This window comes from Polynucleobacter sp. MG-Unter2-18 (assembly GCF_018687675.1).
In the GTDB taxonomy this organism is placed as follows: domain Bacteria; phylum Pseudomonadota; class Gammaproteobacteria; order Burkholderiales; family Burkholderiaceae; genus Polynucleobacter.
Genome location: NZ_CP061302.1, coordinates 496931 through 523763 on the forward strand (window position 1 = coordinate 496931; position 26833 = coordinate 523763).

The window sequence follows — 26833 nt, forward strand, 5'->3', positions numbered from 1 at the left end:
TGTCGGCTAGTGAATCAATTGGCTTACACCCCTTATAATTCAAGCACTTATAAATATAGCAGTTTAATCAAATAAAACATATTCGAGATAGAGAGAATCACATGTTGGCAACTAAACCGTATTTAACCCAGGCTGATGTTCAAAAGATTTTGGATGCAGCTGACAAGCACGCTGCAGCCAATAACTGGGCTGTGACGATTGCCGTCTGTGATGACGGTGGTCATCTCTTGGGTTTAATCCGTCGTGATACATGCGCTCCTGTCTCCGCTTATATCGCTCAAGAAAAAGCGCGAACTGCTGCCATGGGTAAGCGCGAGAGTCGTGTATACGAAGAGATTATTAATAATGGCCGCACTTCCTTTTTATCTGCCCCACATATTTCGGGGATGTTGGAAGGTGGCGTTAATATCGAGGTAAACGGGTTTACCATCGGCGCAGTCGGCGTTTCCGGCGTTAAATCGACTGAGGATGCCGAAACCGCAAAGGCCGGCATTGCAGCCATTCTGTAAGTTACCTTGATAAATACTGTTCCTGAAATAAATTCTCCTACCGGCGCCACTGAGAGTGGCGCCACCCCAGCAACAATTACCTTTGCTGACTTTGGCTTAGATCCAAAGATTCAAAAAGCGGTATCTGAGCAGGGTTACAGCATTCCAACTCCGATTCAAGCGCAAGCCATTCCGCACGTTTTGGCAGGAAGCGATTTGATGGGTGCGGCGCAAACGGGTACTGGTAAAACGGCTGCTTTTGTACTGCCCATCATTCAAAAGATTCTGCGTCATGCAAGTAGCAGTGCTTCGCCTGCTCGCCATCCGATCCGTGCTTTAGTATTAACGCCGACACGTGAGCTAGCGGTCCAGGTTGCTGAGAACGCAGCAAGTTATTCCAAGCACACCGATTTGCGTGCTGCCGTAGTTTACGGTGGCGTGGATATGAAAGAGCAGGTGGCCATATTGCGTGGTGGTGTAGAGATTTTGATTGCTACTCCAGGACGCTTACTGGACCACATTGGCTCTAAAGTAGCTAACTTGTCTCAAGTAGAAATCCTAGTGCTAGATGAAGCCGATCGCATGCTCGATATGGGCTTCTTACCGGACTTGCAGCGCATCATTGATTTGATTCCGGCTCAGCGCCAAACCCTACTGTTCTCCGCTACGTTTTCACCAGAGATTAAGAAGTTGGCACAAAGTTATTTGCGCACGCCGGTGACTGTTGAGGTGGCGCGCCAAAATGCTGCAGCAGATACTGTTAAGCAAGTAGTTCATATGGTGTCTAGTGCTGATAAGCAGCAGGCGATTGTGAAAGTGCTTGAAGCGCGTACTCGCCTGGGCTTATCTCGTCAGTGCATCATATTTACTAATAGCCGTTTGGGTTGTGCAAGGTTAGCACGCTCATTGGAGCGTGATGGCATCAAGGCTGGCGCGATTCATGGTGACAAGAGTCAGGGTGAACGCACTCTAACTTTAGATGCGTTTAAGTCAGGAGCGATCGAGGCCTTAGTCGCAACCGATGTGGCTGCTCGTGGTCTGGATATTCCATCTATGCCTTGCGTAATTAATCACGAGTTGCCATTTAATGCGGAAGATTTTATTCACCGCATTGGTCGTACAGGTCGCGCTGGCAGTAAAGGCGATGCAATTGCATTGGTTGATGCCAGTGAAAAACGTTTACTCGACGATATTGAAAAGTTGATGAAGCGCAAGTTAGATATTCAGCCATTACCTGAGGGCAGCTCACGCCCCGCTCCTAGTAGGAATTCGTCAAGATCAGATACGCCAGCAAAAATGTCAGACCCATTTTTCTATAAGCCTTATGAGCCCAGCGCTGCAGTGAATCCATCATCAGAGACTGCAAATCCTACAGAGAAAAAAGTGGGCATTACTCCTGCCAGACCGGCGGTTGGTGCCTTACTTGGCGGCTTTAAGAAAAAATAATTTTTCTATCCCAAGCCTGGGTGGCTGCCAAAAGCCACTCAGCGATCGAAGTTTCCTTCCCATCCGGAAGATCTCTCAGTCCTAAATGCCTTCCAGCTTTACGCAATTCTTGTAAAGCCTGCTGGGGATTCTCAGTATGAATGGCGCTTGCCAAAGTTTGCTTACTGAGTTTCTCGCCATGCTCATCAAGTACTAATGGCAGATGCAGATAACTCGGAGTTTCATAATCCAAGACTCGCTGCAGATAAATTTGTCGTGCGGTGTTGTCTAGTAAATCTGCACCGCGCACGATATGCGTAATTCCTTGCTCGGCATCATCCACCACAACGGCCAGTTGATAAGTAAATATGCCATCCCGGCGATGCAGAGCAAAATCCCCTACCTCCCGATTGAGATCTTGTATTTGTTTGCCTAAGGCTAGATCTTCAAAATGAATGGTGAGCTCTGGTGGCAGGGCAATTCTCCAAGCAACCTCGCTTGAAGATCTTCCTTCCTCATCGTATGTGCCAATTTGATCGGGGCGACAGGTTCCCGGGTAAACCATCTCTTGATTGCAGGGAGTTATTACGCCGCGAGCCTCTAGAGCGTTAGCAATGCCTTGTCGAGAGCAGGTGCAGGGATAGATGATCTTGAGCTTGTTTAAGCGTTTTAGAGCCTTTTTATAGCGCTCTTGGTGCTTGGATTGCCATGTTGGCTCCTCGTCCCACTTGAGGCCGCAGGTAAGCAATTGGCGCATGATCTCTTGATCTGCCCCCGGAATACAACGGGGAGCATCTAAATCCTCCATTCTGAGTAGCCATTTCCCGTGATTTTTACGGGCATCTAACCAGCTTCCTAGGGCAGCAACGAGTGATCCCGCATGTAGCGGGCCAGTGGGCGAGGGGGCAAATCGCCCGCGATAGCCGTCGGCTGGGGGTGAGGGGTTTTTGAAGTTCGGCACAGCTAAAATGATCTCATGGCTTCACCCCGTTTTGTTCATCTACGCGTCCATTCCGAGTTTTCGATTACGGATGGCGTCGTTCGCATTGATGATGCGGTAGCTGCTGCTGAAAAAGATGGCATGGGCGCCTTGGCTCTTACCGACTTAAGTAATTTATTTGGCCTGGTTCGTTTTTATAGTGCTGCACGCTCTGGCGGAATTAAGCCAATTGCAGGTGCGGATGTTTGGGTGAGTAATCCCCAAGACCCAGATCAACCTCATCGTTTATTACTCCTCGTTCAAAATCACTCCGGCTATCTCAATTTATGCCAGCTCTTGAGTAAGGCCTACCTTGAGAATCAATCTCGAGGTCGAGCTGAGGTCGATCTCAAATGGTTTAGCGAACCAGCCTCAAAATCTGAAGATAAAGCTGCAAAAAGAACTCTGTCTTATGGATTAATTGCACTTTCAGGTGGACGCTGGGGTGATGTTGGTGCTGCGCTCTTAGCAGGTCAAGAAGATGTAGCGAAAGATGCTGCCAAGCGTTGGGCAAGCTTATTTTCAAATGCTTTTTATATTGAAGTGCAACGCGGTGGCCATCCTCAAGATGAGCAGCAACTACAGCTGGCTTGCAACCTTGCTAGTGAAATGGATTTACCGATTGTTGCTACGCATCCAGTGCAGTTTATGCAGCGCAGTGATTTCATAGCCCATGAGGCCCGAGTCTGTATCGCAGAAGGCGAGCTTTTAGGTAATCCTCGTCGCACCAAGAAATTTAATGAGGAGCAATATTTTTTATCTCAAGAGGAGATGGAAAAGCGCTTTATAGATTTACCAGTAGCACTTGCAAACTCAGTAGAGATTGCCAAGCGCTGCAACCTTTCTTTGACTTTAGGTCAACCGCGTTTGCCGGATTTTCCAACGCCACCAGGCATTACGCTCGACGATTATTTATTACAGCAATCCGAGATTGGTCTGAAGCGCCATATGGAGCGTAATTTTCCTGACGCAGAAGAGCGCGCTAAGGAAGGGGCCCGATATCACGAGCGCTTGGTGTTCGAGGTGAAGACAATTTCTCAGATGGGTTTCCCAGGCTATTTTTTAATTGTGGCCGACTTTATTAACTGGGCAAAAAATAATGGCGTACCAGTTGGTCCCGGTCGCGGATCTGGTGCCGGCTCTTTAGTAGCCTATTCATTAGGAATTACTGACCTTGACCCGCTGCGTTACAACCTCCTCTTTGAACGCTTCTTAAATCCTGAGCGGGTATCGATGCCCGACTTCGATATTGACTTTTGCCAGCATGGGCGCGATCGCGTGATTCAGTACGTAAAAGATAAATACGGAAAAGATGCAGTTAGTCAAATTGCGACCTTTGGAACGATGGCTGCACGCGCTGCAATTCGTGACGTTGGTCGGGTGCTCGAGCAAGGCTATAACTTCGTTGACGGTATCGCAAAATTGATTCCGAACAAGCCAGGTCAATACATGACTATTGAAATGGCTAAGAAGGAAGAGAAGCAATTAGGTGAGCGTGAAAAGAATGAAGATGAAGTGCGTCAACTGTTATCTCTCGCACAGCAATTAGAAGGCATGACTCGCAACGTGGGCATGCATGCGGGCGGTGTATTAATTGCGCCTGGTCGTTTAACCGATTTTTGCCCGCTGTATACGCAAGAAGCGAAAGACTCTAAAGATCAGGAGAGTGGTTCAGTCATTAGTCAGTTTGATAAAGATGACGTAGAGGCGATTGGCCTAGTGAAGTTCGACTTCCTGGGTTTAACCACCTTAACAATTTTGGCCGCTGCTGAGAAATGGATTAAGACACTCCATGCCGACCGTAAAGATTGGAATATCGGTGAAATTCTGCTCGATGATCAAAAGGCTTTTGAAGTTTTAAAAAATGCTAATACGGTCGCCGTTTTCCAGCTAGAAAGTCGTGGCATGCAAGGCATGCTTCGGGAAGCTAAGCCTGACCGCTTCGAAGATATTATTGCGCTCGTTGCACTCTACCGTCCTGGCCCAATGGACTTGATCCCAGACTTTATTGAACGTAAGCACGGGCGGCAAAAAGTAGAGTATCCGGATCCTCGGATTGAGCCCGTGCTGCAAGAAACCTACGGCATCATGGTCTACCAAGAGCAGGTGATGCAGATGGCGCAGATGATCGGCGGCTACTCACTCGGTGGCGCTGATATGTTGCGTCGTGCAATGGGTAAGAAGAAGCCTGAGGAAATGGCGCAGCATCGTAAGATTTTTAGTGATGGCGCAAAAGCAGGCGGCATTACTGAAGGCAAAGCCAACGAGATTTATGACTTGATGGAGCGTTTTGCAGGCTATGGATTTAATAAATCCCACGCTGCTGCTTATTCGCTCTTGGCATATCAAACTGCTTGGCTAAAAGCCTACTACCCCGCTGAATTTATGGCAGCCAACTTATCGCTCGCAATGGACGACACCGATAAGGTGAAGATTCTGTATGACGATTGTTTGGCAAATCATATTCGCGTGTTTTCACCAGACATTAATACTGGTGTGTATGTTTTCACGCCATTGCGTGCACCAGATGCTGCCCCAGATACCCCGATTAGTCATATTCGTTATGGTTTAGGTGCAGTTAGGGGAACTGGTGAAGCGGCAATTGAAGTGATTGTGAAGGCGCGTGAGACTGGCGGTCCATTCAAGGATCTGTTTGATTTCTGCGCACGCGTGGATCGTAGACAGGTGAACCGTCGAGCGATTGAGGCTTTGATGCGTGCCGGCGCCTTTGATAGCTTGTATAAGGACTCCATTCCTGCTGGTGGTAATCCTTACGATATTCGATCTACTTTACTGGCTTCTCTTGCGCGCGCAATTGAGGCTGCCGAACAAGCTGAAGCTTCCATTAATCAAGTGAGCTTGTTTGAGGTCGCAGGAGAAGACGATCATCATTTGCCAGAGCTAGTCCGCGAATTACCCTGGTCTGAAAAGAAACGTCTTCAAGATGAGAAGAGCGCTCTAGGACTGTGTTTAACTGGCCACATGTTTGACGCCTATCGTGACGAGACGGCGCATTTTATTCGCCAGCCATTAGTCAAGGTGACTGAGGGTAAAGATCAGTTAATCGCCGGCATTATTACTTCTGCTCGGATGCTGACTGGGCAGCGTGGCCGCATGATGATTGCAACTATTGATGATGGCACTGCTGCGATTGAAGTGACTCTCTACAGCGAAGTCTATGAACCCAATCGTTCTTGGCTCAAAGAAGATGAGTTGCTGGTGGCCAAAGTCAATATCACTCCGGATAAGTTTTCTGGTGGAGTGAGAATCGTTTCTGAGGCGGTAATGGATATTACGGGAGCCCGTATGCGTTTTGCACGCAACCTTCATCTATCCATCGATTCAGCAATTGATCTCAAATCTTTACGTAGCCAAATTGGACCTTACTTGATGAGTAACCGGGTACGCGATCCTAAGCTAGGTCCTGCGGTAGCTTCTATGCCAAGCGCTAGCGAAGGCATGAAGGGTTTAGTACTTACTGCTGCAGTCACCACTAGTGGTGGAGCCTGTTTGATGCAGTTCCCGGAAGAGCTCCGAATTTATCCAGATGACGCTTGCCTACATAGTTTGAATCAAATTTTGGCAGCCAAGCAATCTAATACTGTTCAAGTTCAGTACCTTTAAACGCGCATCAGTTTTATTTCTTTATAGCGCTTTGCAGTGCTTGAATCACTTGGTTTGGGTCTAGCTGGTCCAAGCATTCGCTATTGCTACTTGCGCGATCCTCGCAACCTGCTTTGCGGCAGGGGACGCATTCACCAGGCCCTTGTAGGATTGAGACATTACCAACCGTCTGCGAGCGAGCTCTTAATCGATATGGCTGTTCACCAACAAAACCATTAGGCCATGGCCCAAAGTTGGTGGGTGGTGTTGGACCGAATAGGGCAATGGTGGGGGTATTGCATGCGGCTGCTAAGTGCGTAATAGAGGTGTCTACCCCAACATAAGCTATCGCTCCACGAATCAGTTTCCCCGCCTGCGGGATAGTGAGCTGACCCGCAGTATCAACAACATGCTTACGGGTTTCTTCATCAAGCAATGAAAGAATATCTTGATTGAGTTGCAGATCTTGCTTGGTGGGAGATGCGCTTAGCACCACTTGCCAACCTTGTTTTGTAATCCATGTCAGCAATGTTTGCCAATACGCAAGTGGCCAACGCTTATATGCAGTTAAAGGTCCAGGGTGAACCACCACATAAGGTGAGTGAAGTTGAGAGGCAATACTTGGGGTAATCGGATCACCAGTAGGAGCTGTTGCCGAGATCGGTTTCTTAAATAATTCCAGTGGATTTTTATAAAAGATCTCGAGCAGGCGAAGCTTTTCAGTAATGACATGTTGTGCAAAATAATCTACGTTAACTGTATGCAGGCTGATAGATTTTTTCCAGGCATTTTGTTTATCACTCTTACTTTTCTTGACTTTATCTTGCTCAGTGAGGCCTTGAGGATGGCCACCTAGAACGCCCACGCGGTGATGAGCTGCTGCTAGGCCATAGAAATAGGCGCGATCACTGGGTTGCGTGACTACCGCCAAGTCGTAACGCTGAAAGAGTTTAAAGAATAAAGTGAGATATTCCCCAAGCTTGGGGCGGTCTGAGGTTTCAATGATCTGAGCAATATCAGGATTACCTTTGAGCATTTCGAGTTTGCCACGGTAGCCCAAAAAGTGAAACTCAGCATCAGGCCACAGTTCACGAGCTTGTGAAATGAGTGGTGTAGTGACAAGGACATCCCCAATTTGGCGAGTCGCAATAAATAAAACTTTTTTAGGCTTGAGCGCTGAGAATGCAGTCATGGGGTTAATGTAACTTAATCCTACTGAGCTTTAGCCAGGATTTTTTCACGGACGCGACGCGCATTTTCTGCGGCATTGGATTGATCATTAATGCGGTGGTAGAGGTGCAGCACTTCAGTTGCCCAGGATCCGGATTTACGAATCAAACCTTTGTTTTGAAGTCTGAAAACAAAATCAGCATCCTCGTGTCCCCAGCCTGTCATAGTCTCGTCAAAACCGTTAATTGCTAATGCATCACTCTTCCAGCAAGCCATATTGCACCCTTTAATACGGCGCCAGACAAATTTTTTGTAGTTACGCCACGAACCATTACCTAATTTTATTTTGAGGGGCCAGTACTTATTGATGCCGTTCGATAGTCGATAGCTTAATAGGTTACCGGTGAATTTCTTAAAATCCCAGTGGGGCCATGAAAGCAATTGCTTACTGAGATCATCGTTTAGTAAGACACGGCTACCTGTTACTAAATGGTTCACCAGCGACAGTGCGCGATGTTGTGCAATAAAGTCGGGTTGAACAATGCAATCCCCGTCGAGAAATACGAGATATTCACCGGACGCTGCTTGAATGGCTTGATTGAGAATGCGGGTCTTACGAAATCCCCGATCTTCTTGCCAAAGATGGGTGATTTTTACTGGGAAATTTTTCTGGATTGCTTCTATGAGATCTTTGGTGTCTGTGCTTGAGCCATCATCGGCAATGATGATTTCAAAATGGAAATCTGTTTGAGTACTAAGTGACTCAAGACAGAGTTTGAGGGCCTGCGGCCAGTTATAGGTCGCTAGAAGAACAGAGATCATTTACTGAAGGAGTTATTGGAGTTCGCTTCTTGGTGTAAATGCCACAACTTCATATAGCGATAGTAGGTTCCTTGGCCATTCGAGACTGCCAATGTAAAACCCTGAGAACCGTCCAGAAAACCAAGTCGTATGAAGTAGGTGCGAGTAAAAGCCCAAATGCCATGAAGTACTGCAGTTAATGGACTACTCTTTTTACCTTTAGAAAATGCCTGCTCTGCTGAAGCCGTTGAATAGCGATCTAGTTTTTGGAGCACCTGCGAGTAGTTCATGAAGCTGAAATGCAACATTGGATTTTCTAGCTTGGCTACTTGCCCATTAGGGATCAGCCGCTCATGAACTAGATCATCCGAGAAGCGAGCAGTATCGCGCTTAAATAATCGATCTACATAATCTGGGCTCCAACCGGAATGTCGAATAAAACGACCGCAATACCAAGATAGGCGAGGAATTGCAAAACAGTCAACATGGGCTGAATGGTGAATAGCGGTCAGAATTTCACTTCTGAGGGCGGGAGTGAGTCGCTCATCCGCGTCTAGGGAGAGCACCCAGTCACCTGTGGCCAGGTCTAAAGCACGGTTCTTTTGGGGGCCAAATCCAGGCCAGTCGGCTGGCTGGCTAATAAGCGCCCCATGCTTTTTGGCTATCTCTAGGGTGCTATCGGTGCTATTGGTATCGACCACCACGATTTGCTGGGCAATCCCTTCTAGGGAGGTCAAACAATCGGCCAAATTGGCCTCTTCATTGCGAGTAATGAGTATGACGGATAAGGTGGGCATAATTCATTATATGAATGCTCAAGACCGTACCGCCCTAAATCGCTTAATTCAGTACCTCAAGCCCCATATTCGCTTAATTATTGGCTCAATATTAGCCATGGCACTGGTTGCCGGCGCCGAAACCTCTATTCCTGCCCTCATGAAGCCTTTGCTAGATCGTGGTTTTACTGGCCAGATGGATCAAAAACTCTGGCTGGTGCCAGTTTTCTTGGTCGGCTTAGCTTTTGTGCGAGGGATGGCGCAATTTTTGTCTAGCTATCTTTTAAATCGCGTGATCAATGCTGTTTTGCTGAAGATGCGTATGCAGATGTTTAAGGCATTACTGCATTCAAGCACGACGTTCTTTCAAAAGAACTCTGCATCCAGTTTAATTAATGCGGTAGTTTTTGAGGTAAATAATGCCCTCTCTATTATGGGCGGCATGTTGATTAGTTTAGTACGTGATTCTCTTACCGTGATTGGACTGATTGGCTACTTAATTTATCTAAATTGGCAACTCACATTAGTGGTACTGATGATTTTCCCAATCATCGCCTTCATTATTGGAAGGATCAATAAACGCTTGCGCTCACTGAATCGTGAGCAGCAAGCAATGACTAGTGAGCTCGCTTACATTGTTCAAGAGGCAGCCGCAGGATATAAGATCGTGAAGGTACATGGTGCCGAAGAGTTCGAGATGGGTCGCTTTATGGAAAAAGCAGATCGTCTTCGCCGATTCGCCTTGAAATCAGCTGTTGCTGGTGGCTTGAATCAGCCGATTACTCAGCTCATCGCCTCTATGGCGTTGTCGATCGTTTTGGTTATCGCCTTGATGCAGTCAGCCTCTGAGGGAACTACGGTTGGGGGCTTTGCCTCGTTTATTACCGCCATGCTGTTGGTGATCTCACCTATTAAGCATCTAGCTGATATTAATCAGCCCTTGCAGCGCGGCTTAACCGCTGCGGAAATGATCTTCTCCCTCATGGATCAACCTTTCGAAGAAGACGAATCCCGAAAAGAGAATATGAAACCTCTGGGCAAAGCCAAGGGCGCAATTCGGTTTGAGGATGTCGGTTTCTCCTATCAGCAAGAGGCTGGACGCAAAGATGCTCTCGCTGGTGTGAACTTAAATATCAAGTCTGGTGAAGTAGTTGCCTTTGTTGGTCCGTCTGGTGGCGGTAAATCTACGCTAGTCAATTTATTGCCGCGTTTCTTTAAACCGACCAGTGGACAAATTTTCTTGGACGAGATTCCGCTCGAGGATATTGTGCTGGCTGATGTGCGTAAGCAGATTGCTTTTGTAAGTCAAGATGTCATTTTATTCAATGACAGTATTGCGGCAAACGTAGCCTACGGCGCTACGGGCGCAAATGGCATTGATCGTGGACGTGTCATCGAAGCGCTTGAGGCGGCAAACCTATCTGCGCTCATGAAAGAAATGCCTGAAGGTATTGATACGCAAATTGGTGATAACGGTAATCGTCTATCGGGCGGACAACGTCAGCGTTTAGCTATCGCGAGAGCTATCTACAAAGACGCGCCCATTCTGATTTTGGATGAAGCAACTTCAGCACTAGATTCTGAATCCGAACGCCAAGTGCAAGATGCCTTAGAGCGCTTAATGGCCGGTAGAACTACTTTAGTTATCGCCCATCGTTTATCAACTATTGAGCATGCTGATCGGATTGTGGTGCTAGAGCATGGTCATGTGATTGAGAATGGCTCACACGAAGAATTGATTGCTAAAGATGGCTTGTATGCCAACTTACATCGCATTCAGTTTTCGAACGCTTAATCAATGATTAGCTGAGAACGATGTTGTATTGTTCTTGGCGGAAGCTGCCTTCTGCCTGGAGCTTGATGGGCTTGGCAATAAAGTCGCCTAACTGTGCCAAGAATTGATTTTCTTCTTCAAGGAAAAGATCAATCACATCAGGTGCGGCAACGATTCTAAATTCTCTTGGGTTAAATTGGCGATGCTCGCGCACTATCTCTCGCAAAATCTCATAGCAAACCGTTTGCGCAGTTTTGATTTCACCTTTGCCTTGACACGTAGCGCAAGGCTCACAGGTGATATGAGCTAAAGATTCCCGAGTACGTTTACGGGTCATCTCCACCAGGCCTAATGAAGAGAAGTCATTCACCGAGGTGCGAGCATGATCGCGCTCTAAATTGCGCTTGAGTTCGTGCAAAACCGATTCTTGATGGTCTTTACTCAACATATCAATAAAGTCGATGATGATGATGCCGCCAAGATTGCGCAAGCGCAATTGACGGGCAATAGCTTGAGCAGCTTCAAGATTGGTTTTAAAGACAGTGTCATCTAGATTACGTGCGCCTACATAACTTCCGGTGTTGACATCAATCGTCGTCATGGATTCTGTTTGGTCAATCATCAGGTAGCCCCCCGATTTGAGATCCACTCTTCTGCCAAGTGCTTTATTAATTTCAGCATCAACATCAAATAAATCAAATAAGGCACGCTCACCACGATGCAGTGTGAGCTTGTCCAATACATTTGGCATATACAGCGTAGCGAACCCTTTGAGCTTTTCAAAGTTCTCGGCTGAGTCCACCCGAATCTCTGTAGTCTCTTCGCTAGCAAGGTCACGCAATACGCGTTCAGCCAGACTGAGATCCTGATACAGCAAGCTAGGTGCAGCCTTGTGATTTACAGCTTCACGAATCTTTTCCCAGGTTGTGCGCAGGTAATGCATATCGTGCTCAAGCTCAGTATCGCTGGCATCTTGCGCGCTGGTACGCACAATGATCCCGCCTTTTTCGTCGGCAGGCATGAGTCCAGCAAGACGAGCCTTGATAGCTTCTCGCTCTTCAGGCTGATCAATTCTTTGGGATACGCCAATATATTTCTCGATGGCTGCATCTGTACCAGCTGGCGGTAAATAAACCAAGTTCCGGCCAGCAATACTCAGTTGGGTGGTGAGGCGTGCACCTTTGGTTCCTAAAGGATCTTTTAGAACTTGAACTAAAACATTTTGACCCTCAAAGAGCAGTTTTTCGATTTGAGCTTGAGGATTATTTTGAGTAATGTCGGCGACGTGCATAAAAGCAGTGCGCTCTAAGCCGATTTCAATAAAGGCGGACTGCATGCCAGGTAGCACTCGTACCACTTTGGCTAAATAGATATTGCCGACAATACCGCGTTGACGCGTACGCTCAATCTGAAGCTCTTGAACGGCACCTTGCTGAATTAGTGCCACCCGTGTTTCTTGGGGGGTGATATTGATCAGGATTTCTTCGTTCATATGCGGGCGACTTTTGCGAAATCTAATAATTGGTTAACTTCGAAAATGGGTAATCCCATGATACCGCTATAGCTGCCTTTAATAGAAGGAATAAAAGCCCCACTAAGACCTTGAATGCCATATGCTCCAGCCTTACCAAAAGGTTCGCCACTCTGAATATAACTATTAATTTGAGCTTCAGTTAAGTGGGCAAATTCCACTTCAGATACTTGTACCAAGCACAAAGGATTTATTTTGGGATCAGTTGTAAGTACAACTGCAGTTAAAACCTGATGCGTTTGACCGCTAAGCATTTTTAGAATACGCGTAGCATCTGAAGCGTCATTTGGTTTTCCAAGGATTTCACCATCTGGATTGCCAGGTAGGCTGACGGTAGTATCTGCACACAAGATAGGTGCCCAAGGCTTACCGCTTTTTTGCCACCTGGCTAAGGCAATGGCACTTTTGGCAAAGGTAACTCGTTCAACGTAAGTACGTGCCTTTTCATTAGGGAGGGGTGTTTCAAGAGTTTCCGTATCTTCACCAGGTGATGCAACCAGCATCTCAAAATTGACGCCAATCTGTTTGAGTATCTCTTGGCGTCGTGGACTTTGTGAGGCAAGGTAAATATAGGGGAACATCAATGTTTACTCGCGGTGATAGGGGTGGCCTTGCAAAATAGTCCAAGCTCGATAGAGTTGCTCAACTAACAAGACTCTAGCCATAGCATGGGGTAACGTTAGGCTTGAGAGGCGCCACATCGCTTGAGCATTCTCTTTCAGGCTGGGATCGAGTCCATCAGCACCACCAATCAAAAAGGTAATATCAAAACCTTCCTGTCGCCAACCTGCTAACTGGGTAGCTAGATTTTGTGTGGTTTGATCTTTTCCACGCTCATCCAGCGCAATCACCCGAGAGCCTTTCGGAATGGCCGCTGCAATTTTTACGGCTTCTTTGGCTGGACTCAGATCAGGTTTAATCTCTTTGATTTCAATGCTGCAATCTGCGGGCATGCGCTTAATGTAATCATGGGTTGCAGTTGCAACCCATTCTGGCATTTTGTGACCAACAGAAACAATCGTTAAACGCATTGCTAAAGTATTACTCTTCGTCGTCGGGTTCGCTTGCCTTCACAAGACCCTTGTCCGCTGCCAATTTGACGCGAACTGGCTTAGCACCCCACATGCCTTCCAATTGGTAATAAGCGCGCAGTGCAGGTTGCAAAATATGAACCACGATATCGCCGCAATCGACGAGCACCCATTCACCAGTCTCCAAACCTTCGACAGAGATCACTTCTCCGCCTTTTGCGTTGACAGCCTCTTTAACTGACATGGCCAACGATCTAGTCTGGCGGTTGGAGGTACCGGTGGCAATGATTACGCGATCAAATAACTCGCTGAGTTTAGTAGTGTCATAAACGCGAATATCTTGTGCTTTGACATCTTCCAGGGCGTCGATCACGACACGTTGTAATTTAGTTAATTCCATAGTTTCTTTAATATTTTTCTGAGATTTTTGTATATAAGGGTGATCTTAGCCTGATTACTTGTACAGACCTAAATTTGTAATGATTTCTAAAGCGTGAGCGGGAATCTGCTTAAATGCAATTTCCTCACGAGATGCGCTTTTAAGTTGATTTCGAAGTTCGGTAGAGGAAAGGTCAACCGATAGACTGTTATCTAAGTAGATGCGTCCAAAAGGACTTTTTGCAAGGGCGTCGGCATAAATACATTGATGCTTTTCTAGTAAGTCCTGCACTTCAGGGCTTATTTCTGCAGAAATTGAATGGTGAGGCCTACTGGCCACTGCCAAATTCAGATAATTCAGTAATTGATCCCAAGAATTCCAGGTTGGTAGGTTCAGAAGAGTATCGGCTCCCATTAGCCAAGTCAGGCTAACCTGGGGTCCAAAATGCTTCCTGAGAGCTTTGGCTGTATCAAGTGTGTAGCTTGGACCCGCTCGATCCATTTCTATGCGATCAGTACTAATTTGCGTTGCTAAATTCTGCTGTAGAAATTCAATAGCTAAATCGATGCAAGCCGCTTCAGTCATCTGAAAGCGAAGCTCAGAAGGGGTAATGCTAGATTCTTTTTGCCAGGGCTCCCCGCTGGGAACGAGCAGCAATTGGTCAAGATGCAAGATTTTTGCAAAATGGGTTGCAAGTTTGATGTGGCCAAGATGGGGTGGGTCAAACGTACCGCCTAGAATGCCAATTTTTTTTAGGGTAACCAAATGTTCTGAGATCATTTAGGCAAGCCAGTCGCGTGGCTTAAGGTAGTAGTCGTAAAGCTTTGCTTCTGGTGTCCCTGGTTTTGGCTGCCAGTTGTACCACCACTGCACTACGGGTGGCATAGACATCAAAATAGACTCTGTGCGCCCGCCAGAGTGTAGACCAAAAATGGTGCCTCGGTCAAATAATAAGTTGTACTCTACATAACGTCCGCGACGGTATTCTTGAAAGGCTTTTTCTTCTAGGGTAAAGCTGTCTTGATAACGACGCTCCACAATCGGCAAGTAAGCTTCAATGAAGGCATCGCCAACCGCACGCGTCATGGCAAAGCTTTGCTCAAAACCCAGTTCATTGAAGTCGTCAAAGAACACGCCACCAATGCCGCGGGGCTCTTCACGATGCTTAAGATAAAAATATTCATCACACCATTTTTTGAATTTAGGATGTAGCTCTTTGCCAAACGGGTCTAAAGCATCTTTAGCGGTTTGATGAAAGTGTTTACAGTCCTCATCAACACCATAGTAGGGGGTAAGATCAAAGCCGCCTCCAAACCACCAAACGGGCTCTTTATCGCGAGCTTGCGCAATAAAGCAACGCACATTCATATGGGTGGTTGGTACCTTGGGATTGTTTGGGTGAAAGACCAAAGAAACGCCCATGGCTTCAAAACTACGTCCAGCAACTTCTGGGCGATGGTGTGATGCTGAAGGAGGCATTTGATCACCGCGAACATGAGAAAAGCCCACACCACCTTTTTCTAATATATTGCCGCCATCTAAAGTACAAGTACGTCCATAACCCCGCAGCTTGCTATCTTCCGGCTTTTCCCAGGCATCCACCTCAAAGGCTTTGCCGTCGAGCGCACTCATTGCAGTAGTGATGCGATCTTGCAGACCTAAAAAATAAGATTCTAGTTCTGCAATATTAATTTGAGTCTGTTCAGTAGATGACAAGGATGAAAAGTCCTTCGTAGTTAGAGTTATTTCACTGCCCGATAGCCAATATCTTTGCGATATTGCATGCCATCGAATTGGATCTGAGCAATCGCTTCATAAGCTTTTTGTTGCGCACCGCGAACGGTATCCGATAGACCCACGACGCACATGACACGACCACCCGAGGTGACTAGCTTCCCATCCTGCAACTTTGTGCCAGCATGAAAGGTGAATTGATCTTCAGTATCAGCAGGGATACCCGTAATGACATCGCCATTACGCGGAGTATCGGGATAATTGTGAGCTGCCAATACCACGCCTAGGGCAGTTCGACGATCCCACTCCAACTCCACCTCATTGAGTGTGCCGTCAATAGCATGATCAAGTGCGTTTACGAGATCGCTCCGCAGGCGCGCCATGATTGGCTGTGTTTCTGGATCACCCATACGGCAATTAAATTCTAAAGTCTTAATCTTCCCATCGGGGGAAATCATGAGTCCCGCATAGAGAAAGCCGGTGTATGGAATGCCATCAGCCTCCATGCCTTTAACTGTCGGCATGATGACTTCGCGTAAGGCACGTGCATGAATTTCTGGGGTAACCACTGGAGCAGGGGAGTAAGCCCCCATGCCGCCAGTATTGGGGCCTTGATCAGCATCGAGCAGACGCTTGTGATCTTGACTAGTTGCTAAAGCTAAAACATGTTTGCCATCTACCAGTACGATAAAGCTCGCTTCTTCGCCAGTCAGAAATTCTTCAATGACTATGCGTGCGCCAGCATTCCCCAGTTTGTTATCAGCCAGCATCATGTCAACGGCTGCATGAGCTTCATCTAAATTCATTGCCACAACTACACCTTTGCCTGCAGCCAGACCATCCGCCTTAATGACGATGGGCGCGCCCTTGGCATCAATATAAGCGTGAGCCTCTAATGCATTCGAAAAAGTCTGATACTCCGCTGTTGGGATGCCATGACGTTTCATAAATGCTTTAGAGAAATCTTTGGAAGACTCTAATTGGGCTGCTAACTGAGTAGGTCCAAAGATGCGCAAGCCATTGTTGCGAAATACATCCACAATACCGGCAGCCAATGGCGCCTCAGGGCCCACTACGGTGAGGTGAATCTTTTCACGTTTAGCAAAGTCCGCCAATTCTTGAAGGTCTGAGATCGGTAGGTTTTGAATGCCGGCTGCATTTTGTTTTGCAGTGGCCGTACCGCCATTGCCCGGGGCTACATATACGGTTTGAACTTGTGGAGATTGCGCTAGCTTCCATGCCAATGCATGTTCACGACCACCAGAACCAATTAAAAGAATTTTCATAAAGGGCTAAAAGATGTATTAATAATTAGTGTTAAAAAGCTGGCCGATTACAAAGAGGCGTTCGTGAATACTTCCTGAACATCATCCAAGTTCTCAAGCGCATCTAATAGTTTTTGCATGCTCTCTGCTTGATCACCTTCGAGTTCAGTTTCAGTTTCAGGGCGCATTGTCACTGTTGCTAGTTCTGCTTTTAAGCCCGCTTGGTGAAGTGCGTCCTGTACCTTAGGAAATTCAGGCACTGGGGTGAGCACCTCAAGTGAACCATCATCATGGGTGATGACATCTTCTGCGCCAGCATCTAGCGCGATCTCCATGAGTTGATCTTCATTGGTACCTGGAGCAAACAACATCTGACCACAGTGTTTGAACATAAAGGCAACTGAACCTTCGGCGCCCATATTGCCACCATTTTTAGCAAATGCATGGCGTACTTCAGCAACAGTGCGGGTGCGGTTATCCGTTAAGCAATCCACAATAATGGCGGCGCCATTGAGGCCGTAACCTTCGTAACGAATTTCCTCGTAGTTAACGCCTTCCAAAGAGCCAGTGCCACGCTGAATCGCCCGTTGCACATTGTCATTAGGCATATTGGCATCTTTAGCCTTATCAATCGCAAGGCGTAAACGGGGGTTTGTAGCGATATCGCCACCGCCTAATTTAGCTGCAACCGTTATTTCTTTAATGAGTTTGGTCCAAATCTTGCCGCGCTTTTCGTCTTGACGTCCTTTGCGGTGCTGAATGTTGGCCCATTTCGAATGGCCGGCCATACGGGTAAGTCCTTTTGAGTAATGTGGCTTGAAGACCCTATTTTAAGGTCTTATGAGCCTAAGAATGAGGGTCCTACAACTTTTTTGTTACACTCTCACCTCTTAGTAAGCATCAGTGCAGTATTTCCACTGCAAACACCTGCCCCGGTGATGGAATTGGTAGACGTGCCGGACTCAAAATCCGGTGCCGCAAGGCGTGGCGGTTCAAGTCCGCCCCGGGGCACCATCTCATGCAGGCTGTTATTTACGCCCGAGCCGTTTTAAATTTTAAATCTCGTAAGTCTCGGATTCGCTATTCATAGCTTGCTCAACGATTTTCTTGGTGAGCGTGGGTGAGAATAGTTCAATGAAGGTGTAAACGAAAGAACGTAAATAGGCGCCTTGCTTTACACCAAGATGCGTTACGTTGCTACCAAATAGATGGCTAACCGGAATGACTCTGAGGTTGCGATCTCGATCTGCATCATAGGCCAAGCCAGCAACAATTCCTACGCCCATTCCTGTTTCTACATAGGTCTTAATGACGTCTGCATCAATCGCCTCCAAAATAATATCGGGACTGAGATTGCGTTGTGCAAAAGCGGCATCGATTTTGCTTCGACCTGCAAATGCTTTGTCGTAGGTAATTAGTGGGTACTTCGCAATTTCTTCTAGGGTGATTGTGGCTTGATTGAGGAGCGGGTGACTCAATGGCACCATGACGACGTGTTGCCACTGGTAGCCAGGAAGTGCCAGCACGCCTGGGGTGTTGGCAATGCCTTCGGTGGCGATTGCGATATCAGCACGATCATGAATGAGCAGTTCCGCAATTTGACCTGGGCTACCTTGCTGAATACTTACCCGTACCTTTGGAAAGCGTTTTGTGAATTCAGTGAGCACTTTAGGCAAGGCATAACGGGCCTGAGTGTGGGTAGTTGCAATTACAAAATTACCCTGATCTTGGCTGGCAAAGTCTTTGCCAACCCTTCTTAGAGTTTCCACTTCATCCAAAACGCGCTCAATCGAAATCAGGATGCGCTTGCCCGGTTCAGTGAGTGAGCGAATACGCTTGCCGTGGCGTCGGAATATCTCTACACCAAGCTCATCCTCTAGCTCAATAATGGCCTTGGAAACCCCTGGCTGAGAGGTAAAGAGTGCCTTGGCGGCCGAGGTGAGGTTAAAGTTCTGTCTTACAGCTTCACGCACAAATCGAAATTGATGCAGATTCATATGGATTCCATTCTTTATATCAACTGAGATATAGGAATCAAATTCTATATGATTTTGAGGTATTAAGCTCTAGATACCCAACGTAAACCTACCATTGCCAAAATGAAATAGACCAATGGAGGTGTAAGGGCAGTCAGCAATGCCGGCCATGATCCTAAAAGCCCCACATTTGAGAAGAGCGAGTTAAAGAGTTGGAAGCTCATGCCCAGCATGATGCCGCCAAATACCTTAATTCCAACGCTGCCTACCCGAACCTTTAAGTAGGCAAACGGCAGTGCCAGCGCCAGCATGACAAAGATCGTGAATGGATAAATCACTTTTTTCCAAAAGGCAATAGAGTGCCTTTGCGCATCTTGTTTGTTGTCAATTAAGTGAGAAATGAAGCGACCCAAACTAAAGATCGACATTTTTTCTGGGCTGACCAAGAGTACATTCAAAATTTGTGGAGTGACTTCAGAGCTCAGGCTAACAATCGGGTGCGCAACAGTTTTCGCTGAATAGACTGGATTCAGCGGGTCGACCTGCTTAGTTTCTTTAAAGCGAGTTTCGGTGACGTCATCCAGAATCCAAGTTCCAGTTTGATCAAAGCGCCCCGATACAGCGCTCCGAAAGGATAGCAGGCGATAAGCATCATCAAACTCATACATGCTGATATTTTTGATTTCATTATCTTGTTCAATTTTGCCAACGTTGACATAGCGAACTCCCGGCCTAATTGGACCACTGCCATCCTTATCACGTAAGCGATCTTTAACCCACACTCCAGTTTTGAATTGAGAGCTATAGGATGAACCCAAAGCTTTCATGCGAATCTGGTCAGACAAGCTTTCGGCGTAAGGCCCAAGCCACTCGCTCATCACGAGCGTCACAATAACTAAAGGTAACGAAATCTTCGCTAGGGTAGTTAAGCCCCTGCGCATATCCAATCCCGCAATACGTAAGATGGTGAATTCAGATTGACTTGCTAGCATTGCAAATACGTAGATACTTCCAATCAAGCCAGCTATAGGAATAATTTCAGAAATGCGGCTTGGTGCTTTCAAGAAAACATGTAGTAATGCTAGTGACAAGGTGTATTGACCCTTCACTGACCCAAGCTCACTGAGGATGTCAAAAAATAAGAATAGTGCAACTAAGGCAAAGAGAATGAAGCCAAAGGCAGCATAAATTTGCCTAGCTAAATAGCGTTCAAAGATATAGGGAAACAGATATTTCATCTATTGGCTAAAAATGAAGGTAATTGACGGCGCCACCACTTAAGGGATGGATTAATGCGATTACGGATGAGTAAAAAAGCCATGCCAAAAGCGAGGGCATGTATAGGCCAAGCCGCCACTAAAACATTCACTTTGCCTTGGGACACAAAGTTTTGCGTGAGATTTAACAGGTTGCTGTAAATGAGGTATGTCAACACCGCATAAAACATTGCCGTGTAATTACCCAGTCTTGGGTTAACGTAGGCAAGCGGGATTGCAATTAAGACAAGCCCAAGCGCCATTAGCGGTAAACCAATCCTCCATAGTAATTCAGCATAATTAGAATTAACGGCAGCCACACTGGGGTCATTTAGCAATTCAGATACCGATTTTTCACGATCACGCGGCGCTGGATCGAGTACGTTCTTGTTTTGGATGAGGGTACTGTATTGGGAGAACTCCAAAATCCTAAAATCAGGCTGCGTTGGCACTCCTTCATAGCGCCGGCCATTATTGAGCACTATGGATTTGCCGCCACGCTCTGCATTCTCAATAAATCCTGTAGAGGCAACGGCGACACTCAGGCGACCATTTTTAGTCTCTGCTGCAAAGATATTTTTCACTTCGCTTTTATCAACATCTAACTCTTCAATGAAAAATACACGCTCGGCTTTGGCTGATTCTCTAAACTGACCTGCAGCAACCATAGATACATCACTTCTTTGCTGAAAGCGCTGGCTAATGATGGTGGATTCGCGGTTTGCCCAAGGCCAAACAAAAAGGGCTAGCAGGGCAATGATGACGATGAGCGGCGCTGCAAAGCGCAGGATGGGTCGAATGAGGCTGGCAATACTGAGGCCACTAGCAAACCAAACAATCATTTCTGAATCTTTGTACCAGCGTACTAGTACCATAAGAACCGCCACAAAAAGAGAGACGGTCAATAGAACGGCCATATAACCAAGAGTGGCCAACGCAATGAGGACGAGAGCATCTTCTGGATTAACAGCACCATTGGCTGCAAAGCCCAGAATTCTGATAACCAGAGTGGTAATCATGATGGTAACCAGGACCAAAAAAACGCCACCAGTCGTAAAACTGAGTTCGCGGCGAAGGGCTTGGTGAAAAATCATGAATAAATAGCGAGTTCACTGTTATTGGCTCACTCAAGATGTGAACCTGCATCTCGGAGGATAATGGATAAACACCCATTTTTTTCCTTGAATTGACTTAAAAATACCTCAAGACATGATGACTATCCAATTTAGCACTAAGATTTTCGCGCAAGCCGATCTGATTAACCCCAAGCAGCTCAAAGCAGGCCTTGCCACTTTAGTGGCGCAGAGCTCCGACTGTTTGGTTTTGGCCTACTCAAAGACAGACTTAGATGCTCTAGCGACTGCCAAATCCAAATCTGGACTTTTGGTTGAATTAGATCGTCTGCTTGGCGGTTCTGTCACCCATGCCAATCTCGTTGGTGACCTCGATACTCAGCAGGCCTCAACCTGTTTAATTCGTGCCGAAAAGTCGTGGGCCGCTTCTGGAGTGAGAGTAAAACGCATTCTTTTGGTTTCTTTGGGTGACATTACTCCCTCTAACGCACGCAGTTTGAGTGCATATTCAAAAATTGCGCGCGCCGCATTAAAGCAACTCAGCGGTGGCTCCATCCAGAGTGCTTTGTGGTTTATTCCAAGTTTTGCTTTAGGCCATCGCGCAGAGTTTATTGCCGAAGAAGTCCGCTTGACCATTCAGTATGCCGGGGACCAGGCATATCGCTTTGGGGTTCGCCAACCGGCAATGAAGTTCAAGGCCAAAGATAAAGCAGATACGTTTAACCATCTCACTTTTGCTGGAAATGATGCTTGTGCTAAGGAGCTCAAGGCTGCAGTCCCCGAGGGCGCTGCAATGGTTGAGGGTATGAACTTAGCCAAAGACTTGGGTAACTTGCCTCCCAATGTTTGTACGCCAACTTATTTGGGTAAGGCGGCGCAAGGCTTAAGTAAAAAGACTGGTTTAAAGGTTGAGGTTTTGGGTCGCAAGCAAATTGAAGCTTTAGGTATGGGCTCATTTTTATCTGTAGCCCAAGGTTCAGATACGCCACCGCAATTTATTGTGATGCGTCACCTCGGAGGTAAAGTAGGTGAGGCTCCAATTGTGCTGGTGGGTAAGGGTATTACTTTTGACACTGGCGGTATTTCTCTTAAGCCTGGTGAGGCGATGGACGAGATGAAGTACGACATGTGCGGCGCCGCATCTGTCATTGGTACGATGTACGCTACAGCTTTGATGAAGTTGAAAAAGAATGTCATTGGTGTGATTCCGACTTGTGAAAATATGCCTTCCGGTAATGCCACTCGCCCTGGCGATATTGTGAAGAGTATGTCGGGGCAAACGATTGAGATTCTTAATACCGATGCTGAAGGACGCTTGATCCTGTGTGATGCCTTAACTTATGTTGAGCGCTTCAAGCCTAAGGCGGTGATTGATGTAGCTACCTTAACTGGCGCCTGCATCATTGCCTTGGGTCATGTACATAGCGGCGTTTTCTCTGATGATGAGGGATTAGTCAGTTCACTCACGAAGGCAGGTCATGCCTCTTTAGATACTGTGTGGCGTTTGCCGTTGGATGCTGCTTATCACGAGCAGTTGAAATCGAACTTTGCAGATGTGGCGAATATTGGTGGACGTCCCGCAGGTAGCGTGACTGCAGCCTGTTTCTTATCGCGCTTCACCGAGAAATATAAATGGGCTCACTTAGATATCGCAGGTACTGCATGGAAGAGTGGCGCTGCGAAAGGTTCTACTGGGCGCCCAGTTCCCTTGCTTGTAAATTACTTACTAGAGCAAAAGTAATTCATGGCCCGGATTGATTTTCATGGCAATGTTAGCAACAAGCTGGAATACGCTTGTCGCTTAACACGCAAGATCTGGAGTGCCACGCCCGTCGGTGAGCCTGTTCGCAATATTGTGATGGTGGGCGAGAAAGCAGATCTCAAAAAGTTAGATGAATTACTGTGGGCATTTAGTGCAACAGATTTTTTGCCCCATTGCTTGATTGAAGATGAGGTGGCAATTGATACACCCATTTTGCTGTCAGATAATTTTCTATCACCTGCTTTATCTCATCTTCCCCATGCAGATGTATTGATTCATTTGGGAATGCGTATGCCGTCTGACGTTCCAGGTTTACTTGCCCGCTTTCCTCGAATTGTGGAGGTTGTGACGATTGATGAAGCGGAGCGCCTTGCTGGTCGTGAGCGTTACAAAACTTATCGTGACTTAGGTCACGAGCTGCACAACTTCGATCAATCTAAAGCGTGATTATTGTTCGCGCCTCAGTATGTTGATTCATCCCGAATTTGATCCTGCCGTAATTCGCATTGGCTCGTTTGCCATCCACTGGTATGGCTTGATGTATCTCTTGGCGTTTGCTCAATTTTTATTACTGGGTCGTTTGCGTATACGCGCTCCGCGATACCAATCCTTGGGATGGTCATATAAAGACCTTGAGGATCTTTTATTTGTTGGTGTCTTAGGCGTAGTACTGGGTGGACGTTTGGGTTACACCTTGTTCTACATGCCAGGCTACTACCTCGCAAATCCCCTGAGTATTTTCAAGATCTGGGAAGGTGGCATGTCTTTTCATGGCGGACTCTTGGGTGTTTTGCTTGCATTGCTCTGGTTTGCTTATCGTCGCAAAGTTTCATTCTTTGTTGTCAGTGATTTAGTTGCGCCACTAGTACCATTTGGTCTGGCATTTGGTCGATTGGGTAATTTTATTAATGGCGAACTGTGGGGCAGGCCGACAGACTTACCTTGGGCGATGGTTTTCCCAATGGTTGACTCCATTCCCCGTCATCCCTCCCAGATTTACCAGTTTTTTGGTGAGGGAATTTGTCTAGGCATCATTCTTTGGATTTATTCCAGCAAGCCTCGTAGGGTGGGGCAGATTTCAGGCCTATTTTTATTGGGTTATGGTGTTTGTCGTTTCTTGGCAGAATTCGCTCGAGAGCCAGATGCCTTCTTGGGGCTTCTAGGTCTAGGTCTTTCCATGGGTCAGTGGCTTTCTATACCCATGATCATTTTCGGAATTTACCTTATAGTGAGGATAAATACGAAAACAGGTGCTTATCAGTAGTTAAAAATCCGATTTTCTGGCTCTTTTGTAGTTAAGTTCCTTAAATGACCTTAATTACCCATGAAAACTTGGTTTTTTTGCTGATTGTGCTTAGTTTCAGGCCATATTTACCTCAATCGAAAGAAATCCATGCTGGAGAAGCTCACTAAAGCTCGAAATTTGTCTAAGGCAAATAACGCTATCAAGCGCTTGATATCGGAGCGAGGAGAATCCAATGCGCTTAGCATGGCTGATGATGTGGTTAACAACTATCGTAAGTTGTCAAAAGATCAATACGTTTCATTCTTTACCTTTCTGTTTGAGAAGCTCAACCCTCAAGCAGATGCAGTACTGAAAGCGGCACAAAATTTTGTAGCTGACTCTAGTGCACGCAATTACATCCAGTTGCAAAAAGTTTCTGAGTCTCCTCGTCAAGAATTCTTCCGCCGCTTAAATCGTGCCAGCCATGGCACCGCAGCTGTAGTACAAATGCGCCGTGATTTATTGCAGCTATTGGATAAAAAGCCTGAGTTGGCTGCCGTGGATTTCGATATGCGTCACTTATTGTCTTCTTGGTTTAATCCGGGATTTCTGAAAATGCATCAGGTGGACTGGAAATCCCCTGCAGAGGTCCTTGAGAAGCTGATTCAACATGAGGCCGTTCATGCGATTGATGGTTGGGATGACCTGCGTCGCCGCCTGCAGCCAGATCGCCGTTGTTTTGCCTTCTTTCATCCGCAACTTCCAAGTGAGCCTCTCATTTTTGTGGAGGTGGCGCTCCTACCTGAGATTCCAACGGTGATCACACCTTTGGTTGATAAAAAAGCAGAAACAGTAGATCAGGCATCCCAATATAAAGTCGCCGTTTTTTATTCGATTAGCAATTGCGAGTCTGGACTTCGCGGCGTATCGATGGGGAACTTTTTAATTAAGCGGGTAGCCGAACAATTGCATGCAGAGTTCCCTGGAATAAAAACCTTTGTGACTTTGTCGCCTATTCCAGGATTCATGGATTGGGTGGCTGCTGGTGCGAATTTAGGCGATGGCGTGCCAGCCGATAGACTGAAGCCAAACCTCAAGGCGGCGCGAGATGCTGCTTTGGCAGTGCTGGGGCTCGAGAGTCAATCCTGGGTTGAGCGTTTAGCGGCTGGATGGCACCCCGATTTAGCTTCTGAAAAAGAAAAAGTAGCTTTATTGAGCTTAGCAAGCCTGTATTTGGGTCTTGCCTCAACTGGGCGCGATGGTAATCCGGTGGCGAAATTTCATTTGGGTAATGGTGCCAAATTGCATCTGGTGAACTGGGCGGGCGATCTATCACGCAAAGGGCTGCGTCAATCCGCCGGTTTGATGGTCAACTACCTTTACGACCTGGGAAGCGTGGAGGATAACCATGAGCGCTTTGCCAATGGTGAAATCGTGTATTCGAGAGCTGTAGGCCGCCTCATGGCTCCCTAGTGTTTTCCCTTGTATGGACTTTTGCAGCAGGCCTTAAGTACCCTTAGAATAAGCCCTGTATTTATAAAAATGAAGACAATTATTAGATTGATCCAAAAGGAGACAAAATGTTTAATCAAAAAAACAAGTCAGCATTTTCTTTGAGCATGCTTAAGAAGGCAGCGTTTTTAGTCTGTGCAGCCCCACTTACAGTATTTGCGCAAGAGTGGCCAGCTAAGCAGATCACATTCTTAAATCCGTTCCCAGCTGGTGGTGGAACCGATGCTTTTGCAAGACCTTTGGCTGCGCAGTTAACAGAGCAGCTGGGTAAGCAAGTCATTATTGATAACCGCGGTGGTGCAGGCGGCACTGTTGGCGCCTCAGTTGCTGCTAAGGCTGCTCCTGATGGTTACACCTGGTTCATTGGTGCTACCCATCACACTATTGCACCTTCGATGTATAAGAATTTAGATTACGACATTGAGAAGAGCTTTATTCCAGTTGCTATGCTGGCAAACGTTCCTCAGGTCTTGGTGGTCAATCCACAGCGCGTGAGTGCACGCAATGCTAAAGAGTTCATTGAGCTCATGAAGAAGAATCCTGGCCAATATAACTTTGCTAGCGCTGGTAGTGGCACAGTTCATCACCTGGCTGGTGAATTATTTAAGATTCAAACAGGTACCTTCATTACGCACATTCCATATCGTGGTGCAGGCCCCGCTATGAATGACTTGTTAGCTGGTCAAGTTGATCTTGAATTTGATGGTCTTGCAACTTCAGCCCCACAAATTAATGCCGGTAAGTTAGTGGCAATTGCTGTGGCATCAAATAAGCGCTCAACTGCGATTCCGAACGTGCCTACTTTCAAGGAAGCTGGCTTGCCTGATTATGAAGTATCTACTTGGTACTCTATTTTTGCTCCAGCTGGTACTCCTAAGCCAATCGTAGACAAAATGATCGTTGAAGTACAAAAGGCTTTGAATACACCTAAGCTCAAATCGATCTGGGAAAAGAACGGTTCCGATACGCCTAATTTGTATGGTGAAGCTTTCGGCAGGCAGGTTCGTGCCGACGTAGCGCGTTGGTCTGGTGTGGTTAAGAAATCTGGTGCTACTTTAGATTAATTAGTTGTT

The 26833-nt window shown here is 46.7% G+C and carries 23 protein-coding genes, 1 tRNA gene and 1 pseudogene; 10 read left to right on the forward strand and 15 right to left on the reverse strand.

The window, feature by feature from the left end:
• Positions 1-104: 104 nt before the first annotated feature.
• Positions 105-509, forward strand: coding sequence for a heme-binding protein (locus C2759_RS02695; protein ID WP_205621327.1), 405 nt, complete (start codon positions 105-107; stop codon positions 507-509).
• Between the two features lie 6 nt (positions 510-515).
• Entirely contained in the window at positions 516-1934 is a 1419-nt protein-coding gene (locus C2759_RS02700; protein WP_215356111.1) for a DEAD/DEAH box helicase, read from the forward strand.
• Here C2759_RS02700 and gluQRS read toward each other — a convergent pair.
• On the reverse strand, positions 1921-2874 hold the full coding sequence (gluQRS, locus tag C2759_RS02705) for a tRNA glutamyl-Q(34) synthetase GluQRS (RefSeq protein WP_251367007.1): 954 nt from the start codon (positions 2872-2874) through the stop codon (positions 1921-1923). The two genes, C2759_RS02700 and gluQRS, sit on opposite strands and share 14 nt — an antisense overlap.
• 15 nt (positions 2875-2889) lie before the next feature.
• Here gluQRS and dnaE point away from each other — a divergent pair, with 15 nt between their 5' ends.
• Positions 2890-6516, forward strand: a complete 3627-nt coding sequence (gene dnaE / locus C2759_RS02710; RefSeq protein WP_215356113.1) for a DNA polymerase III subunit alpha — start codon at positions 2890-2892, stop codon at positions 6514-6516.
• A gap of 13 nt (positions 6517-6529) precedes the next feature.
• Here dnaE and C2759_RS02715 read toward each other — a convergent pair whose 3' ends face one another.
• From C2759_RS02715 to C2759_RS02725, 3 genes are read right to left on the reverse strand one after another with little or no spacing between them, the layout of a single operon-like run.
• Positions 6530-7687, reverse strand: coding sequence for a glycosyltransferase family 9 protein (locus C2759_RS02715; RefSeq protein WP_215356115.1), 1158 nt, complete (start codon positions 7685-7687; stop codon positions 6530-6532).
• 20 nt (positions 7688-7707) lie between these two features.
• Positions 7708-8487 carry a glycosyltransferase family 2 protein gene (locus C2759_RS02720; RefSeq protein ID WP_215356116.1) on the reverse strand — a complete coding sequence of 260 codons (780 nt, stop codon included), beginning with the start codon at positions 8485-8487 and terminating at the stop codon, positions 7708-7710.
• Positions 8484-9263 (reverse strand): glycosyltransferase family 2 protein, encoded by a 780-nt coding sequence (locus C2759_RS02725; RefSeq protein WP_215356118.1) that lies wholly within the window; start codon positions 9261-9263, stop codon positions 8484-8486. Before C2759_RS02725 ends, C2759_RS02720 begins: the two co-directional genes overlap by 4 nt.
• A 10-nt stretch (positions 9264-9273) precedes the next feature.
• Here C2759_RS02725 and msbA point away from each other — a divergent pair, with 10 nt between their 5' ends.
• Positions 9274-11037 (forward strand): lipid A export permease/ATP-binding protein MsbA, encoded by a 1764-nt coding sequence (msbA, locus tag C2759_RS02730; RefSeq protein WP_215356120.1) that lies wholly within the window; start codon positions 9274-9276, stop codon positions 11035-11037.
• Between the two features lie 7 nt (positions 11038-11044).
• Here the strand turns inward: msbA and rng are convergent, their stop codons facing one another.
• The 8 genes and pseudogenes from rng to C2759_RS02770 form a co-directional block, all read right to left on the reverse strand.
• Positions 11045-12508: a ribonuclease G gene (gene rng, locus C2759_RS02735; protein WP_215356122.1), complete on the reverse strand. Its 1464-nt coding sequence runs from the start codon at positions 12506-12508 to the stop codon at positions 11045-11047.
• The gene (locus tag C2759_RS02740; RefSeq protein ID WP_215356124.1) at positions 12505-13128 is read right to left on the reverse strand and encodes a nucleoside triphosphate pyrophosphatase; all 624 of its coding nucleotides are present in this window, start codon (positions 13126-13128) and stop codon (positions 12505-12507) included. The genes rng and C2759_RS02740 overlap by 4 nt, the downstream gene beginning before the upstream one ends.
• A gap of 6 nt (positions 13129-13134) precedes the next feature.
• Positions 13135-13578, reverse strand: a complete 444-nt coding sequence (gene rlmH / locus C2759_RS02745; RefSeq protein WP_215356126.1) for a 23S rRNA (pseudouridine(1915)-N(3))-methyltransferase RlmH — start codon at positions 13576-13578, stop codon at positions 13135-13137.
• 13 nt (positions 13579-13591) lie between these two features.
• Positions 13592-13978 (reverse strand): annotated as a pseudogene (gene rsfS / locus C2759_RS02750) (ribosome silencing factor); the annotation flags it as partial.
• 54 nt (positions 13979-14032) lie between these two features.
• A complete protein-coding gene (nadD, locus tag C2759_RS02755; protein WP_215356128.1) occupies positions 14033-14737 on the reverse strand; it encodes a nicotinate (nicotinamide) nucleotide adenylyltransferase in 705 nt (234 codons plus the stop codon).
• A complete protein-coding gene (gene hemF, locus C2759_RS02760; RefSeq protein WP_215356616.1) occupies positions 14738-15649 on the reverse strand; it encodes an oxygen-dependent coproporphyrinogen oxidase in 912 nt (303 codons plus the stop codon). It lies immediately after the preceding gene.
• A 50-nt stretch (positions 15650-15699) separates the two neighbouring features.
• Positions 15700-16977, reverse strand: coding sequence for a phosphoribosylamine--glycine ligase (gene purD / locus C2759_RS02765; RefSeq protein ID WP_215356130.1), 1278 nt, complete (start codon positions 16975-16977; stop codon positions 15700-15702).
• A gap of 47 nt (positions 16978-17024) precedes the next feature.
• Complete coding sequence (locus C2759_RS02770; protein ID WP_215356132.1) at positions 17025-17744, reverse strand: YebC/PmpR family DNA-binding transcriptional regulator; 720 nt, start codon at positions 17742-17744, stop codon at positions 17025-17027.
• Positions 17745-17885: 141 nt separating this feature from the next.
• Here C2759_RS02770 and C2759_RS02775 point away from each other — a divergent pair.
• Positions 17886-17970, forward strand: a tRNA-Leu gene (locus C2759_RS02775).
• Positions 17971-18011: 41 nt separating this feature from the next.
• Here the strand turns inward: C2759_RS02775 and C2759_RS02780 are convergent.
• The 3 genes from C2759_RS02780 to lptF form a co-directional block, all read right to left on the reverse strand.
• Positions 18012-18953 (reverse strand): CysB family HTH-type transcriptional regulator, encoded by a 942-nt coding sequence (locus tag C2759_RS02780; protein WP_215356134.1) that lies wholly within the window; start codon positions 18951-18953, stop codon positions 18012-18014.
• A gap of 62 nt (positions 18954-19015) precedes the next feature.
• Positions 19016-20170, reverse strand: a complete 1155-nt coding sequence (gene lptG, locus C2759_RS02785) for an LPS export ABC transporter permease LptG (RefSeq protein WP_215356136.1) — start codon at positions 20168-20170, stop codon at positions 19016-19018.
• Entirely contained in the window at positions 20167-21282 is a 1116-nt protein-coding gene (lptF, locus tag C2759_RS02790; protein WP_215356138.1) for an LPS export ABC transporter permease LptF, read from the reverse strand. The genes lptG and lptF overlap by 4 nt, the downstream gene beginning before the upstream one ends.
• 124 nt (positions 21283-21406) lie before the next feature.
• Here lptF and C2759_RS02795 point away from each other — a divergent pair, with 124 nt between their 5' ends.
• From C2759_RS02795 to C2759_RS02815, 5 genes are all read left to right on the forward strand, one after another.
• Positions 21407-23002: a leucyl aminopeptidase gene (locus C2759_RS02795; protein WP_371816918.1), complete on the forward strand. Its 1596-nt coding sequence runs from the start codon at positions 21407-21409 to the stop codon at positions 23000-23002.
• 3 nt (positions 23003-23005) lie between these two features.
• Entirely contained in the window at positions 23006-23470 is a 465-nt protein-coding gene (locus C2759_RS02800) for a DNA polymerase III subunit chi (protein WP_215356140.1), read from the forward strand.
• A gap of 19 nt (positions 23471-23489) precedes the next feature.
• Entirely contained in the window at positions 23490-24287 is a 798-nt protein-coding gene (gene lgt / locus C2759_RS02805; RefSeq protein ID WP_215356142.1) for a prolipoprotein diacylglyceryl transferase, read from the forward strand.
• A 129-nt stretch (positions 24288-24416) separates the two neighbouring features.
• The gene (locus C2759_RS02810) at positions 24417-25721 is read left to right on the forward strand and encodes a malonyl-CoA decarboxylase domain-containing protein (RefSeq protein WP_215356144.1); all 1305 of its coding nucleotides are present in this window, start codon (positions 24417-24419) and stop codon (positions 25719-25721) included.
• Between the two features lie 107 nt (positions 25722-25828).
• Positions 25829-26824, forward strand: coding sequence for a tripartite tricarboxylate transporter substrate binding protein (locus C2759_RS02815; protein ID WP_215356146.1), 996 nt, complete (start codon positions 25829-25831; stop codon positions 26822-26824).
• Positions 26825-26833 lie beyond the last annotated feature (9 nt).

Excerpts from the sequence above, each read along its gene's own strand:
- dnaE (WP_215356113.1), top strand. The coding sequence starts at position 2,890 with ATGGCTTCACCCCGTTTTGTTCATCTACGCGTCCATTCCGAGTTTTCG.
- C2759_RS02715 (WP_215356115.1), bottom strand. The coding sequence starts at position 7,687 with ATGACTGCATTCTCAGCGCTCAAGCCTAAAAAAGTTTTATTTATTGCG.
- C2759_RS02720 (WP_215356116.1), bottom strand. The coding sequence starts at position 8,487 with ATGATCTCTGTTCTTCTAGCGACCTATAACTGGCCGCAGGCCCTCAAA.
- C2759_RS02725 (WP_215356118.1), bottom strand. The coding sequence starts at position 9,263 with ATGCCCACCTTATCCGTCATACTCATTACTCGCAATGAAGAGGCCAAT.
- msbA (WP_215356120.1), top strand. The coding sequence starts at position 9,274 with ATGAATGCTCAAGACCGTACCGCCCTAAATCGCTTAATTCAGTACCTC.
- rng (WP_215356122.1), bottom strand. The coding sequence starts at position 12,508 with ATGAACGAAGAAATCCTGATCAATATCACCCCCCAAGAAACACGGGTG.
- C2759_RS02740 (WP_215356124.1), bottom strand. The coding sequence starts at position 13,128 with ATGTTCCCCTATATTTACCTTGCCTCACAAAGTCCACGACGCCAAGAG.
- rlmH (WP_215356126.1), bottom strand. The coding sequence starts at position 13,578 with ATGCGTTTAACGATTGTTTCTGTTGGTCACAAAATGCCAGAATGGGTT.
- nadD (WP_215356128.1), bottom strand. The coding sequence starts at position 14,737 with ATGATCTCAGAACATTTGGTTACCCTAAAAAAAATTGGCATTCTAGGC.
- purD (WP_215356130.1), bottom strand. The coding sequence starts at position 16,977 with ATGAAAATTCTTTTAATTGGTTCTGGTGGTCGTGAACATGCATTGGCA.
- C2759_RS02770 (WP_215356132.1), bottom strand. The coding sequence starts at position 17,744 with ATGGCCGGCCATTCGAAATGGGCCAACATTCAGCACCGCAAAGGACGT.
- C2759_RS02780 (WP_215356134.1), bottom strand. The coding sequence starts at position 18,953 with ATGAATCTGCATCAATTTCGATTTGTGCGTGAAGCTGTAAGACAGAAC.
- lptG (WP_215356136.1), bottom strand. The coding sequence starts at position 20,170 with ATGAAATATCTGTTTCCCTATATCTTTGAACGCTATTTAGCTAGGCAA.
- lptF (WP_215356138.1), bottom strand. The coding sequence starts at position 21,282 with ATGATTTTTCACCAAGCCCTTCGCCGCGAACTCAGTTTTACGACTGGT.
- C2759_RS02800 (WP_215356140.1), top strand. The coding sequence starts at position 23,006 with ATGGCCCGGATTGATTTTCATGGCAATGTTAGCAACAAGCTGGAATAC.
- lgt (WP_215356142.1), top strand. The coding sequence starts at position 23,490 with ATGTTGATTCATCCCGAATTTGATCCTGCCGTAATTCGCATTGGCTCG.
- C2759_RS02810 (WP_215356144.1), top strand. The coding sequence starts at position 24,417 with ATGCTGGAGAAGCTCACTAAAGCTCGAAATTTGTCTAAGGCAAATAAC.
- C2759_RS02815 (WP_215356146.1), top strand. The coding sequence starts at position 25,829 with ATGTTTAATCAAAAAAACAAGTCAGCATTTTCTTTGAGCATGCTTAAG.